The following is a 13736-nucleotide window of genomic DNA, read 5'->3' as shown; positions in this document are numbered from 1 at the left end:
TTTGTTCTTGTATCGTTGACGACCTATGATCGGTATCAGCCGGCGAACTGCCCAGGGAAGGTTTCCTGATGCAGTCGCACGGCCAGCCAGGGAGATCCGCAACGGTTTCTCCCGAAGACCGATCACGGAGACGACATTGAAGAACACGGCAGCCCTCATCCTGGCCCTTGGCGGCGCGACCATCGCAAATGCGCAGAGCACGGTATCCATCTACGGCATCGTCGATGCCGCCATCGTCGGCGAACGGGGCGGCAGCGCCGGCAATGTCGCCAAGGTGACGAGCGGCGCGGCATCGGCCTCGCGCATCGGGTTCCGGGGCACCGAAGACCTGGGCAACGGCCTGAGTGCCTATTTCATCCTGGAGGCGGGCTCGAAGATCGACACGGGCGAGATCGATGCCGCCGGCACGATCTTCAACCGCCAGGCGCTGGTGGGCCTGAAGGGCAAGCTCGGCGCGGTGGCCTTGGGCCGCCAGTACACGCCGTATCACACCACCCTCGTGCAGGTCGTGGACCCGTTCGGCACCGGCTACGCGGGTACCGCCAAGAACCTGTTCCCGGATTTCGGCACCAACATCCGCACCAGCAATACGATCACGTATGCAGCGCCGCGCACCCATGGCTTCGACGTCGAACTAGCCTACGGCATGGGCGAGCAGAGCGACGCTTCCGCGGGGCGCCAGTTCGGCGGCGCCGTGGGCTATGCGAAGGGCCCGCTGACCGTGCGGCTGGCCTACAACAGCAAGAACACCGATGTACCCGCGGCCGGCGCCACGGCGGCGGTCAACCGCAGCCCCGGCCGCAATACGCTGCTGGGCGCGAACTACGACTTCGGCCGGATCAAGCTGCATGCCGGCTACGGCGTGGACAAGGGCGACAACAGCGCGCCGCTGGGCAACGCCAACAATCCCTACGGCGGCGTGCGCCCGACCGCGTCGACCGACGGCCGCAGCGCCCTGCTCGGCCTGACCGCGCCGGTACGCGGCGGCACGCTGATGTTCTCGGCGATGCACAAGGATGACCGCACGGGCCTGAACCAGGATGCCGCTTCGTGGGGCGTCGGCTACCTGCACGCGCTGTCGAAGCGCACCGGCCTGTATCGCGCCTACGCGCACATCCGCAACCGCAACGGCGCCGGCTACACGGTGGCGAACAACACCGAGGCGGGCACCGGCAGCACCGGCTGGAATCTGGGCATCCGCCACACCTTCTGAATTTCACCGACACCGCATCGCCCCGACACCGACCATATGGAGATCACAATGAACAACAACGTTTCCGGCGCCCCCGTCGTCACCGACATGCGCATCGTCCCGGTCGCGGGGCAGGACAGCATGCTGATGAACCTCTCTGGCGCCCATGGCCCGTGGTTCACGCGGAACATCGTGATCATCACCGACAGTGCCGGCAACACCGGCCTGGGCGAGGTGCCCGGCGGCGAAAAGATCCGGCAAACGCTGGAAGACGCCCGCCAGTTGGTGATCGGCAAGAGCCTGGGCGAATACAACAACGTCCTGAACGCGATGCGCGCCACGTTCGCGGAACGCGATTCCGCAGGCCGCGGCCTGCAGACCTTCGACCTGCGCATCACGATCCATGCCGTGACGGCGGTGGAATCGGCGCTGCTCGACCTGCTGGGCCAGTTCATGAACGTGCCGGTGGCGGCCCTGCTGGGCGAAGGCCAGCAGCGCGAAAAGGTCGAGATGCTGGGCTACCTGTTCTACATCGGCGACCGCAACAGGACGGCACTGGACTACCGCGCCGAACCCGACGCGGGCGACGCGTGGTTCCGCCTGCGCAACGAGGAAGCGCTGACGCCGGAAAGCGTGGTGCGCCTGGCCGAGGCCACGCGCGAGCGCTACGGCTTCAACGACTTCAAGCTCAAGGGCGGCGTGCTCAGCGCCGACGCGGAAATGGAAGCGATCGTCGCGCTGCACGAACGCTTCCCCGAAGCGCGCGTGACGCTCGATCCGAACGGCGCCTGGTCGCTGCAGGAAGCGATCCGCGTGTGCCGCGACAAGCACGGCATCCTGGCGTATGCGGAAGACCCGTGCGGCGCCGAGAACGGCTTCTCCGGCCGCGAAGTGATGGCCGAGTTCCGCCGCGCCACCGGCCTGCCGACGGCGACCAACATGATCGCCACCGACTGGCGCCAGATGGCCCATTCGATCCAGCTGCAATCGGTGGACATTCCGCTGGCCGACCCGCACTTCTGGACCATGCAGGGTTCGGTGCGCGTGGCGCAGCTATGCCAGATGTTCGGCCTCACGTGGGGTTCGCATTCGAACAACCACTTCGACATCTCGCTGGCGATGTTCACGCACGTGGGCGCCGCCGCGCCGGGCAAGGTGACGGCGATCGACACGCACTGGATCTGGCAGGACGGCCAGCGCCTGACGAAGGACCCGCTGAAGATCGAAGGCGGCTTCATCCGCATTCCGCAAAAGCCGGGCCTGGGCATCGAGCTCGATCCGGCGGAACTGGACAAGGCGCACCAGGCCTACAAAAACATGGGCCTGGGCGCGCGCGACGACGCCGCCGCGATGCAGTTCCTGGTGCCGAACTGGCAGTTCGACAACAAGAAGCCTTGCCTGGTGCGCTGAACGCGGGCGGAGCATTCGAAGAGGCCCGGTTCAAGCCTCATGTAGTCGAACAATAAAGCCTGCCACAAGTTCCTCTACGAGGCAGGACGATTTAGGCAGGTTGTCGGCGCAAACAATGTTTGCCACAACTGCGCGAAAATCCGTTCCAGATAGGCAGTTTGCGACAATAAAGTTTGCCACAGCCTGCTAGCCATGTGCGTTGCCCGACAGTCTGCTCCCGCCCCATTGCGGACATTGGCTTTAAAAGCTTACTCAACTGTTCGCGGCTTGGTCAGCGAGTATCCGACTTCCATAGAGCTAACGGGCGCACGCACCCTTCCTTGTTCCGAATAAAAGCGATCTGCTCTGGTATTGAGGCCGGTAGTGAGGTACGCACACTTATGACCTATCCCGAACAGCCAGTCGACTGATTGCTTGAGCAGTGATTGTCCAAAGCCTCTCCCTTCATAGCCCGGACGCACAAAGAGCGCCAAAATAAAAGCGTTTGCTTTATCCGCATAGCAAAAAGCGACGATCTTGTCGTCAATTTCTACAACCCAGCCACAGCTCATCTCATCCAGAAAATCCTCGTACATTTGGTTTGTGACATGCGTCGGCTCCGAGAGGATATTTTCTACCACAGACTGCCGTATCATGGATGGGATGTCTGTACTGGTAGCGCGCCTGAGCAGTAAACCGTAGTTTTGTACATGAAGACCTGGATTTGGATTTTGACGATTTTATCGTTGTTCATGATACCTTTTCACGGGAGGTTTCCCTTGGCTGGAAAAAGCATGGTCCGTCGCCTTTATTACCGCACAACCCATGCCCTCATTTGTGGCGTCTGAACAAAATCCATGGAAAGCTTTGCAACCTGATACGACACATCTTCCGGTTTCTTGGTCGACACGCAAACGGTAATCCAGTCGTAGTCGGCCGTCAGGACTTCGACAACATTCATTCCAAATTTTTTATAAGAAAATCCGTAGATCACGCCCGGGAAGTGCTCGGCTGCAACAAGTGGATGGGTGACATTCTTGCGGCTCCATTCGTAAATAGCAATCGATTCCTCGCGTGGAGAGAAATCTATTAAAAGCACATTCTCGTTGCCGCCTTCGCTAGCAAAGCTGAATACACAATTGTTGTGTGAATGTTCTACTTGAAGTTGCAGTTTAGTGCCGAGCAAAGCATCGAGTTTTTCAATTGGAAATGATGAAAGGAACAATTCTCTACATTCCGCCATATGGGCATGGTTGCTCGCCGCATGTGCCATGTTCGGACTGATTCCAGCCGCGAACAGTACCGTGATTAAAAAGACAGCTATTTTTTGAGCCATAAAGGTAGCTTCAGAATTTGGTTTTTAGGTTAAAAGTCGGATTTTTGCTGCATGCAACCGCTTCTATGCGATCAGCGGCGACTACTCATCGTGGAATTTCTGGGAACCGATGCAATCTTGTTGCACGCACTATTGCTCAGCAAATGATACGCAAGTTCGTACTGCTGTTGAGCCAGCAGCAAGCCAAGGTCATGATCGGAACCATACGGGCCATCAGCGAGGGACTTCGCCGCCATGGCACGACGGCGAAAAGCCGCATGCTCCTTTGCTAGGCTCCTCCAGTGGCGCGCACACCATCCGCCCTGTTCGCGGAGCGACCGCTCGGCGGCATGAAGATTCTTATCCCAATGAAGTTGAGCTTCGTAGTAACAGTACGACAGGCCGCCATTGCTCGCGCACGCGTTTCGGTCGCAGTCCTGTGCCTGGATGCACAGATCGAAGACCGCTCTGGACGCTTTCAGTGCGTTGGCGGGCGTGGGCAGCGGGGCATCGCCAGTTGCCCATGCGCTTGTCGTGACAAGAAGAAGCGCCATTGCCGCAGTGCGCACGGCTCCAGCCGGCCATGCCATGCTGAAGTGGTATGAGAGACTGCGTATTGATGCGAATGGCTTGATGTTCATGTGATGATCAGTCGAAATTCTGGTTCGCGCGACCTGGGGCGAAATCTGCTTGGAAGTTGGAGCATAGAAACCAAGTGGACATTAGGCTCAGAAGCGCCTGCAAGCGGACTCTGGTCTGATCCTACGTCCACAGCCGCTCCAGGACAATTCGTGCGCAGCTCGTCGCGAGCTACCATTGAATCACATTTCATAACGATTAAGGACAGACCTTCACGTCTTGTAAAAGCGGACCTTACTTCCAAAATTACAGGTCTTCCCGCAATGTATTTGATTGAATCAGATATGTCAAAAGTCGAATGGATTTTTCATTTCTTGCGTGCGTATTTTCTATAACGAGTTGCATGGCCGCCGATCCAAGCTTCCTTACCACCTTGCAGTAGTCCTCAGTCTCGCGTGGGCAGAACGGGAGATTCAGAAGACTTGAAGTTTTCTCAACAAATCCGGCTTTTTCCATCGGAGACATCAGATTGACACGTTGCTTCAATGCGCGCGCAATTCCACTTTTTATAAGCTTCCCGAAAGGAAGGTGCGGGTCCCTCACGATTATTTTATATCCAACTTTTGCTGCGTCTCTGTCACCACTTTTAATGGACCGGGCAATATTACCGCATGCTTGAGATATGCGGATGCTAGAATGGTTAATCCTTGGTTTCGGTTCATACCGTCCCAAGTCCACCTCAAGGAACTTTTCTAAATTTTCCAAAGTCGCAATACGTTCCATTACCTTCAAGCAATATGCCCCACTCGTGGGTAGTTAAGACCGCTTCTAGGCTAAAGCAGCCGGTAGGTATGGCTCAGCCTACAAGCTTGGTGCTGACAGGACAAGACGATGGGCGCACGACCCCAGGCCTGGCACCCTAGGTACCGGCGGCCGTTGTGGCGAACTTTATTGTTTTGTGGCGGACTTTGTTAGCTTGTGGCCAACTTTATTAGCAGGCCACACCTCACTCAATCCCGGTTCGCTGAATTCCGGCCCACTGAATGCCGGGCCGATAAAGCGCCGTACCACCGCCCCGCCCGGCCGCGCGGCATGCCGCGCCCGGCGCGCGGCCTTGTCGCGGGCCATGCCGCCGTCGACATGGGCCTGCAGCTTCGCATCGAGCAGCGCCAGCGCCGCGGCCTTGTTCGCCACCTGGCTGCGCGATCCCTCCACCTTGACCGACAGCCCGGTGGCCACGTGCGTGGCCCGCACGGCGGTCTCCGTCCTGTTCACATGCTGCCCGCCGGGGCCCGACGAACGCATCGTCTCGAACACGACTTCCCGCTCGAATTCCCGTTCGGGCGGTGCGAACACGGCGACATCGAGAAACCAGTTCCTGCGCGGGTGACGGGGGCGATACGGGCTGGGGCAACGCCACAGCACGGTGCCGGCCTGGCGTTCGGCGAATAGGCGGCGCGATTCGCCGTCGCCTTCGACGCAAAGCAATACCGATCGCAGCGTGCCGCGCCGCCCGGCCGGCACTTCCTCGACGACATGCAGCGCCAGGCCGGCCCGCGCCGCCGCCGCGTCGACATGCGCCAGCATCTTGACGACGCCGAGGCAGCATTCGTCCGGCCCGGTATTGGCGGAGATCTGAAGAAGGATCGTCATCAGCAGCACTCCCCGCGCGTCTTGTACGTCAGTACCGGCCGAAACTGCGCCATGACCCGGACCAGCCCCGCGCCGACCAGGCTGTCGATGACCGTGTCGATCGGCTTGTAGGCCGCGCCCGCTTCCTCGAACACCAGGTTGCGGTCGTCGCAGATGACCCGGCTGCCCAGGGCACCTTTGCCGGGTTCTTTCAGCACGCCCGTTTTTTCGAGGCGCCCCCTGCAATCGGACCGCTGCCACTTCCTGCCGGCGCCGTGGGCGAGCGAGCCCAGGCTCGACTCCGCCGCGCCGGCGACCGGCGCGACGAGATAACTCAGCGCATCGCGCGAGCCGGGTATCAGGATCGCTTCGCCGGCCATCGGGGTCGCGCCTTTCCGGTGGATCCAGCCGCGCATGCCATCGAAGCACTCCTGCGTGACGGTGTTGTGGTTGACGTCGATCCGGCGCTCCGCTTCCGCCCCGAGCCGCACGCAGATCCTCGCGGCGATCAGCCAGCGGTTGACTTCGGCGAAGGCCACCGCGGCCTCGTGGCGCGCCAGGTACGCGGTGGACTCGTCGCTCCCGTCGATCAGGCCGCCGTGTCCGAACGCATCGACATGTTCGCGCAGGATGCTCTCCCCCAGCCCGCGCGAGCCGCTGTGCACCACGAGGTTCAGGCGTTTCGGGTCGACCAGCGCGGCCGGCGGCCCTGCCCCGTCCACCACGCTCTCGACACGCTGGATTTCCGCGAAGTGATTGCCGCGGCCGATGGTGCCGGCCGAGCGCATGTGCTTCGCGTCCAGTCCGGCGGCGGCCAGGCATGCCCGCACCGCTTCCAGTCGGGCCGCCAGGGCGGGAAACGCGTCGGCGATCCTGTCCAGTTCAGCGTCCGCCATCGGGCCGTCGAGATTGCCGATCAGCCGGTCCAGCTTGTCGAGCTTGTACTTGGCCGCCGGCAGGTCGGTGCTCCAGACCGACACGCCGCAACCGATATCGCTGCCGACCAGTGCCGGATAAAAACGCCCGGCGCTGAAGAACGTGGCACCGACCGGATAGCCGCGGCCGGGATGGAGATCCGGCATGCCGACGGCCCGGATCATGCCCGGCAGTTGCGATGTCTTGATGAGTTGCTGTATTGCCGCACCCTCCAGCCACAGGCGTGGAGAGGCGACGATGGTTGCGCGGTCCGCAACCGATGAGATGAAATTTCCCATTACTTTCCCGTATTCATATCTGCTGAATGCCGGGAGGGGGACGAGCGGACTAGCTGATGCTTGCCTGCGCGACGGCACCGACCCGGATATTGAAGGCGTTGCGGGTGATCGTGTATTGCATGGTTGCCTCCTCGTGATCGACGGGTTGATGGGAAACGAATCGTAGCGGAATTGCATCGGCAATACAAGTGCCGGAACGGCGGCAGCGATGCGGCCTACCCGCCGGTCTCGACGACATATGCCTTCAGCTCGGCCAGCTTGCCGTCGCGAATGCGCCAGACGTCGCAGTACGCGTTCGGCACCAGCTTGCCGTTTTCATCCTTCGACGTGATGTCGCCGAGTGCCGCCACGAATTCTCCTTCCGCGATCAGGTTATGCACCGTGAACTGCGGCGGCGCCACGTATTCCTTCTTCATCCACGCGCGGACCGCCTCCTTGCCATGCAGCGTTTCGCCGCCCACCGTGGACCACACGATATCGTCCGTGCAGAACGACAGGAAGCCTTCGTTGTCGCCGGCGCTCACTGCCGCATTCGCGTTGCGTAAAACGGTTTTGTTCGATTCGGACATCTGCGTTCTCCTTTGCTGAAGGTTCTTGTCGGGACATGGTCGCGGGCGCGAAGCGGCCCCGGGCCAACCAGGCCGCGTTTACCCCGCCCCGAAGAATACCAGCGGACGCGCCGTCGGCGAGCACTGCCGGAACGCCCGGAATGGGCGGCTTGCCGACCGTTCGCTTTTGGCGATAGCACCTATCGCATGAATGGCTTTGACCGGCATGCCGTATCGTCCCTACCATGGGAGCACTGATATATCAGTGTGGCCGGAAGACCGGTCAAAGAACAATACATGGAGCACAGATGCCGGATTATCGTTTTATCGTTTCCACAGGCGTGCTGGCGGCAACGCTGGGCACGATCGCGGGTCCTGCCACAGCAGCAGACAAGCCCGCCAGCCAGGCCGACATCGGCGTACGCAGCAAGGCGGTCCTCGACGTGGACGGCTACCGGTTCCGCGATGCGAACGGCAACGGGCGCCTCGATGCCTACGAGGACTGGCGCCTGCCCGCGGCGGCGCGGGTGGCCGACCTGCTGCCGCGCATGACGACCGAACAGAAGGCGGGCATGATGCTGATCGACACGCTCAATGCCGGCTGCGCCGGCAGCCTCGACGGCACGCCGGCGCGCGACTTCGTACAGGCGCAGAAGATGTCGCGCTTCATCCTGCGCAACGTGGCACGGGCCGCTGCCGACCCGTGCGACGGCAGCGTCAAGCCCGGGCGCGGCGGCCTGGCCGTCACGCCGCGGCAGCTGGCCGAATTCCACAACGCCGTGCAGGCCCTGGCGGAAGCCGAACCGCTCGGCATTCCGGTACTGTTCAAGGACAACCCGCGCAACCACTACAACAGCGATCCGCGCTTCGGCATTTCCGGCAGCGCCGGCGCGTTTACCGAGTTCCCGCGCGAGGCCGGCATCGCCGCGGCCGCGCTGGGCACGGGCGACATGTCGCCCGTCGCGTCGCTGGCCGCCGTGATGGGCGCGGAGTTCCCGGCTGTCGGCCTGCGCGGCGTGTACGGCTACATGGCGGACCTGGCCACCGAGCCGCGCTGGTCGCGTGTATCGGAAAGCTTCACCGAGAACGCCGGCCTGGGCGCCGGTATCATGCGCGCGCTGGTGCTGGGGCTGCAGGGCGGTCCGCTGAACCCGCACAGCGCCGTGGCGCTGACGCTGAAGCACTTCCCCGGCGGCGGGCCGCAGGAACAGGGGCTCGATCCCCACTACAGCTTCGGCAAGCAGCAGGTCTACCCGGCGGGGAACTTCGCCTGGCACCTGAAACCGTTCCAGGCCGCGATCGATGCCGGCGTCGCGTCGGTGATGCCCTACTACGGCGTGCCGGTCAGCGTGACGCACGAAGGCGTGACCTACGACCAGACGGGCTTCGCCTTCAACCGGCAGATCGTGACCGACCTGCTGCGCAATAAACTCGGCTTCCGGGGCTACGTCAATTCCGATACGGGCATCATCAACGAGCGCGCGTGGGGCCTGGAAGGAAAAACCGTCGCGGAGCGGGCCGCCGCGTCGATCAACGCCGGGGTCGACGTGCTGTCCGGCTTCAGCAGCAACAAGGTCATTACCGACCTGGTCGCGGCGGGCCTCGTGCGCCAGACGCGCGTGGACGAAGCGGCCGGCCGGCTGCTGCTGGAACAGTTCGCGATGGGCCTGTTCGACAACCCTTACGTGGATGCGGCCAGGGCCGACGGCACGCTGGGCAGCGCGGCGCACCGCGCGGCCGGCATGACGGTGCAGAAGCAGTCGATCGTGCTGCTGCAAAACGCCGCCCTGGAAACAGGGCGCAGGCTGCTGCCCCTGGCGCCGGGCCAACGCATCTACACGATGGGAATGGGCAAGGCCGATGTGGAGCGCCATGGCCACACCGTCACGGACGGCAATTACACACAGCCCGGCACGCGCCCGAGCGCGGCCGGCCATGACCTGGCCATCATCCGCGTGCAGGTGACGAACCCGATGGACGTGACCCTGGCCTACCGCACGAAGGGCGCCGACACCGGCGCCGATCCGGCGAAGCGCAACCCGCGCACCGGACAGCCCTGGGGCGCCGAGGACCCGTGCAGCCTGGCGCCGGCCGTGAACCCGCGCTGCGTGGACGACCTGGGCCTGCTGTTCGGCGGCGCGCTGCCGTGGGAAGTGAACAACATCTCGTTCACCACCATGGCGGCATCGGCATCGTGGCGGATGACGCCTTCGCTGGCCGACATCCGGGCCGTGATGAACGAGGTGGGCGCGGCGCGCACCGTGCTGGCGATCTACTTCAGGCAGCCCTACGTGCTCGACGCGGCAAGCGGCGTGCGAAGCGCCGGCGCGATCCTGGCCACGTTCGGCGTCAGCGACGCGGCGCTGATGGACGTGCTCGGCGGCGGGTTCAAGCCACAGGGCAAGCTGCCGTTCGCGCTCGCCAGGGAGCTCGACGCCGTGCTGCGCAACGAACCGGACGCGCCGGGTTATCCGGCCGCCGACACCCTGTATCCGTACGGGTTCGGCCTGGGCTATTGAGATGCCGCCGGCGCGGCCGGGCCGGCGCGTCTATTCGCCGAAACGGATCGTCGCGCTGGCGCCGTTCGGGTTATCCGGCGAATACAGCGTGGCGCTGACGATGTCGCCGATGGTCAGGATGCCGAAGTTGCCGCGCGCGCCGCCGAAGTTGCCGAGGCCGCCGCCCAGCCCGGGGTGGGCGGCTCCCGACGACGTCACCTCGTAGAGGAATGGACTGTGCCGCACCGGCAGCACGTTCCTGTGGATGTCGCCCGTCAGCACGACCACCTGCCGGTTGTGCAGCCCGAGCAGCCATTCATAGTCGCTGTATTCGGCCCAGCTTTCCCCCGTGCCGGTCAGCACGCTGCCGGAGCCGATGACCACCATGCCGTGCCAGCCGCTCAGTTCCTGCCGGATCCACTCGCGCTGGGGCTGGCCGAGCATGTCGGCGTCGGGCCTGATCCTGGGGTCTTCCCGGAAACTGCGCCCGTCGATCATGATGAAGCGCACGTCTTCATGGTCGAAGCGGGCCTGGATGCCCTCCTCCGGGCCTTCGAGCAATTCCGTCAGCGACGGCATTGCCGGATAGGCGGACAGGCCGATATCGTTGCAGGCACCGCGGAACTGGCGGAACAGGCCCTGTGCGATCAGGCGCTTGTCCCGGGAAACGGCAAAATATTTTTGCCGGCCGCGTCCCCGTGAATTGTTCCAGGCGAAATCGTGGTCGTCCCACGTCATCCCCAGCGGGATCCCGGTCGCCAGCAACGCGCGAAACGACGCCACCGACCACTGGCGCGCATAGCGCTCGTGCATCGTGGTGGCGAAGACATCGTTCGTGACCTTGCGCGGCCACCCCACCGGCCGCTGGCTGCCCAGGAATCCCAGGCCATAGTCCATGTACATGATGTCGCCCAGCAGCACGAGGACATCCGGTGCGTGTTGGGCGATCGTGGTCCAGACTTCCTGTTCGTGGTCATCCACGGCGTCGATGCATGAGGTGAAGGCGATATTCACGACGAGCCCTCTTTCATGTACGCGTGAACCGCCGTTTCGGCACGGTCGGTCAATCCAGCCGCTTGAGGCGCTGGCCGTGGATGCCCCACTGGCGGTCGGCACCATCGACGTTGCCGCACAAGGCCCAGCCCGTGCCGATCTTCTCCACCGTGATGCCGGTGCCGAGTTCGCTGGCCAGCTTCTCGGCCCACATGCCGGCGGCGCCCTTGCCCTTGAAGAGTTCCTTGCCGTCGTAGATGACGGTGGCGTCGAAAACTGGCATTGCAAATACGGTCATGGCTACCTCCGGGATTATGCTTGATGGACCGCTATCCTAGCATTTGCGCGCCCGCCCGATGGCGACAAGGCGCCGGTCGCGGGCGGGCCGGCATTCAGCCGATTTTTTCGGGCGCGACCGGTCGTCCAAAGAAATAGCCCTGCATTTCCGTGCAACCAAGATCGAACAGGATATCCGCCTGCACGGACGTCTCGACCCCTTCCGCGATGACGCAGATGCCCAGTCCCGCGCTGATATCGATGATGCCTTTCACGATCGCCCGGGACCGGCTGCTGTCGCCGATGCCGGCGATGAACGAACGATCGATCTTCAACTTGTCGACCGGAAGCCGGATCAGGTAGGACAGGCTCGAAAATCCGGTACCGAAATCATCGATGCTGAGGGCCACCTGCATGCTCTTCAGCTCATGCATGATGGCGATGGTGCGGTCCACGTCATCGATCGCGACCGATTCCGTCAGCTCCAGTTCCAGCAGGTGCGCAGGGAGGCCGCTCCGGGCCAGGGCCATGCGCACGGAGTCCACGATATCACCGTGCAGAAACTGTCGAGGCGAAAGGTTTACTGCGACGGTGAACCTGGTTCTTCCCGCATCGACCCAGTCGCGGGCTTGCCTGCAAGCCTTGTCCAGCGTCCACCGTCCGATCTGGACAATGAGCGCGCTTTCCTCGGCGATGGGAATGAATTCGGCTGGCGAAATCAATCCCAGTTGCGGATGCGCCCATCTCAGCAGGGCTTCGACTCCGGTCGCGCCGCCGGTTTCGATATTCATCTTCTGCTGATAGACGAGAAACAGCTCGTTATTGGCGAGCGCACTGCGAAGATCGTGTTCCAGCGAGCGATGGTTGAGGTTGCCCAATGCGCGATTGTAGGCGCATATCAGGCCGTGACCGAGCGCTTTTGCCTGGCGCACCGCATCATGGGCGGCATCGAGGAGCGACCTGGCGGCGGCATCATGACCGTGCAGCGGCACATAGCCGGTGGTCAAACTGCTGTGGATAATGAAGTTTCCAGTGACGATCGGCGTATTGAGGGCTTCATGGATTTCCTTCAGCCGCGTTACCGCGGCAGGAAAATCGGGCAGGCCGCGCAACAGCAAAGCGAACATTCCGCCGCCAATTCTTGCCGGAAGTTGAGCCGATCCGCAAAACTCCTTCAGCCGGCCGGCGATGGCTGCGATCAGGTGATCGCCGATGCCGTGTCCCAGCCTTTCGTTGACCGCGGAGAGATTGTCGATGTCGATGACCGCCAGCAAGCCGCCTTCCTTGCCGTCGCCGCGGCGCGCCGCCCAGTCTTCGATCGCCTTGTCGACGGCATGACGCATCGGCAAGCCCGTCAGATGATCACGCAACAGCAAATTCTTCAGCGCCTGGATATCGACGAGATCTTCCACCGCGACGTTATCGGACCAGCTGTTGATCTGCCCGATGGAATCGAACGACGCCTGCCTCAGATATAAAAGATCTTCGACCGCGCGGGCCAGGGTTCGTAATAAAACGACTTCCTGCATCTCGAGCTTGCGCGGCACCGTATCGATCACGCAGAGCGTGCCGATACGGCAATTGCCCGCATGTATCGGTATGCCGGCGTAAAACCGGATACCCGGCTCGCCCAGCACCAGCGGATTTTCGCTGAAACGGCAATCCTCGATCGCGTCCTCGACAATAAAGGGGGCGTCGGCAAGTATCGCATGGCCACAAAAAGAAATATCCCGGCCAGTTTCGGCAGCCCGCAGGCCGCAGCTCGATTTGAACCACTGGCGGTCTTTGTCGATCAGCGAAATGAGACTGATTGGAACAGCCAGCACGGTACAGACAATACGGGTAATCCGGTCGAATACTTCCTCGGGAGGCGTATCCAGGAGCTGCGTCGCATGCAGCGCATGCAGCCTGACACTTTCGTCAGGCGGCAGTGGTGGAGACATATGATTCATATTCACGCCAATCATGGGCAATAACGGCAACCACGGCATCTGTTCCGTAGAGCAGTATGATAGCGTGCAAATGACTTTCCGTCGTTTGATTGAGGGATGCTGTTATCCCGGCTTATCATCGTTAATAACTGCCGAAGGCATGAATATC

13 protein-coding genes are annotated in these 13736 nt (G+C 62.3%); 3 read left to right on the top strand and 10 right to left on the bottom strand.

The features are described from left to right. Positions 1-136: 136 nt before the first annotated feature. Positions 137-1213 carry a porin gene (locus GJV26_RS25955; protein WP_229419457.1) on the top strand — a complete coding sequence of 359 codons (1077 nt, stop codon included), beginning with the start codon at positions 137-139 and terminating at the stop codon, positions 1211-1213. 48 nt (positions 1214-1261) lie between these two features. Beyond that, complete coding sequence (gudD, locus tag GJV26_RS25950) at positions 1262-2602, top strand: glucarate dehydratase (protein WP_155711508.1); 1341 nt, start codon at positions 1262-1264, stop codon at positions 2600-2602. 248 nt (positions 2603-2850) lie between these two features. On the opposite strand, the gene GJV26_RS25945 is transcribed toward gudD, so the two are convergent. From GJV26_RS25945 to GJV26_RS25915, 7 genes are all read right to left on the bottom strand, one after another. Next, positions 2851-3237 (bottom strand): GNAT family N-acetyltransferase, encoded by a 387-nt coding sequence (locus GJV26_RS25945; RefSeq protein ID WP_155711507.1) that lies wholly within the window; start codon positions 3235-3237, stop codon positions 2851-2853. A gap of 155 nt (positions 3238-3392) precedes the next feature. Next, a complete protein-coding gene (locus GJV26_RS25940; RefSeq protein WP_155711506.1) occupies positions 3393-3917 on the bottom strand; it encodes a hypothetical protein in 525 nt (174 codons plus the stop codon). A gap of 71 nt (positions 3918-3988) precedes the next feature. After that, the gene (locus GJV26_RS25935) at positions 3989-4537 is read right to left on the bottom strand and encodes a hypothetical protein (protein ID WP_155711505.1); all 549 of its coding nucleotides are present in this window, start codon (positions 4535-4537) and stop codon (positions 3989-3991) included. A gap of 244 nt (positions 4538-4781) precedes the next feature. Beyond that, positions 4782-5258 (bottom strand): hypothetical protein, encoded by a 477-nt coding sequence (locus GJV26_RS25930; protein ID WP_155711504.1) that lies wholly within the window; start codon positions 5256-5258, stop codon positions 4782-4784. Positions 5259-5423: 165 nt separating this feature from the next. After that, a complete protein-coding gene (prfH, locus tag GJV26_RS25925) occupies positions 5424-6128 on the bottom strand; it encodes a peptide chain release factor H (RefSeq protein WP_155711503.1) in 705 nt (234 codons plus the stop codon). Beyond that, entirely contained in the window at positions 6128-7321 is a 1194-nt protein-coding gene (locus GJV26_RS25920) for an RNA ligase RtcB family protein (protein ID WP_155711502.1), read from the bottom strand. Before GJV26_RS25920 ends, prfH begins: the two co-directional genes overlap by 1 nt. Positions 7322-7536: 215 nt before the next feature. After that, positions 7537-7890 carry a nuclear transport factor 2 family protein gene (locus GJV26_RS25915; protein ID WP_155711501.1) on the bottom strand — a complete coding sequence of 118 codons (354 nt, stop codon included), beginning with the start codon at positions 7888-7890 and terminating at the stop codon, positions 7537-7539. Positions 7891-8177: 287 nt separating this feature from the next. On the opposite strand from GJV26_RS25915, the gene GJV26_RS25910 reads away from it, so the two are divergent. Then, positions 8178-10388, top strand: coding sequence for a glycoside hydrolase family 3 protein (locus GJV26_RS25910; RefSeq protein WP_155711500.1), 2211 nt, complete (start codon positions 8178-8180; stop codon positions 10386-10388). Between the two features lie 30 nt (positions 10389-10418). On the opposite strand, the gene GJV26_RS25905 is transcribed toward GJV26_RS25910, so the two are convergent. The 3 genes from GJV26_RS25905 to GJV26_RS25895 form a co-directional block, all read right to left on the bottom strand. After that, positions 10419-11381 carry an alkaline phosphatase D family protein gene (locus GJV26_RS25905; RefSeq protein WP_173346275.1) on the bottom strand — a complete coding sequence of 321 codons (963 nt, stop codon included), beginning with the start codon at positions 11379-11381 and terminating at the stop codon, positions 10419-10421. Between the two features lie 49 nt (positions 11382-11430). Next, positions 11431-11658 carry a hypothetical protein gene (locus GJV26_RS25900; protein WP_155711498.1) on the bottom strand — a complete coding sequence of 76 codons (228 nt, stop codon included), beginning with the start codon at positions 11656-11658 and terminating at the stop codon, positions 11431-11433. Between the two features lie 94 nt (positions 11659-11752). Further along, entirely contained in the window at positions 11753-13579 is a 1827-nt protein-coding gene (locus GJV26_RS25895) for a putative bifunctional diguanylate cyclase/phosphodiesterase (RefSeq protein ID WP_173346274.1), read from the bottom strand. Positions 13580-13736: the final 157 nt, after the last annotated feature.

Origin of the sequence: Pseudoduganella dura, assembly GCF_009727155.1 — a bacterium.
Classification (GTDB): Bacteria; Pseudomonadota; Gammaproteobacteria; order Burkholderiales; family Burkholderiaceae_D; genus Rugamonas; species Rugamonas dura.
Note: the sequence above shows the minus strand (reverse complement) of the source record. Positions and strands in the feature narration are given on the sequence as shown.

Excerpts from the sequence above, each read along its gene's own strand:
- gudD (WP_155711508.1), top strand. The coding sequence starts at position 1,262 with ATGAACAACAACGTTTCCGGCGCCCCCGTCGTCACCGACATGCGCATC.
- GJV26_RS25945 (WP_155711507.1), bottom strand. The coding sequence starts at position 3,237 with ATGATACGGCAGTCTGTGGTAGAAAATATCCTCTCGGAGCCGACGCAT.
- GJV26_RS25940 (WP_155711506.1), bottom strand. The coding sequence starts at position 3,917 with ATGGCTCAAAAAATAGCTGTCTTTTTAATCACGGTACTGTTCGCGGCT.
- GJV26_RS25935 (WP_155711505.1), bottom strand. The coding sequence starts at position 4,537 with ATGAACATCAAGCCATTCGCATCAATACGCAGTCTCTCATACCACTTC.
- GJV26_RS25930 (WP_155711504.1), bottom strand. The coding sequence starts at position 5,258 with ATGGAACGTATTGCGACTTTGGAAAATTTAGAAAAGTTCCTTGAGGTG.
- prfH (WP_155711503.1), bottom strand. The coding sequence starts at position 6,128 with ATGACGATCCTTCTTCAGATCTCCGCCAATACCGGGCCGGACGAATGC.
- GJV26_RS25920 (WP_155711502.1), bottom strand. The coding sequence starts at position 7,321 with ATGGGAAATTTCATCTCATCGGTTGCGGACCGCGCAACCATCGTCGCC.
- GJV26_RS25915 (WP_155711501.1), bottom strand. The coding sequence starts at position 7,890 with ATGTCCGAATCGAACAAAACCGTTTTACGCAACGCGAATGCGGCAGTG.
- GJV26_RS25910 (WP_155711500.1), top strand. The coding sequence starts at position 8,178 with ATGCCGGATTATCGTTTTATCGTTTCCACAGGCGTGCTGGCGGCAACG.
- GJV26_RS25900 (WP_155711498.1), bottom strand. The coding sequence starts at position 11,658 with ATGACCGTATTTGCAATGCCAGTTTTCGACGCCACCGTCATCTACGAC.
- GJV26_RS25895 (WP_173346274.1), bottom strand. The coding sequence starts at position 13,579 with ATGTCTCCACCACTGCCGCCTGACGAAAGTGTCAGGCTGCATGCGCTG.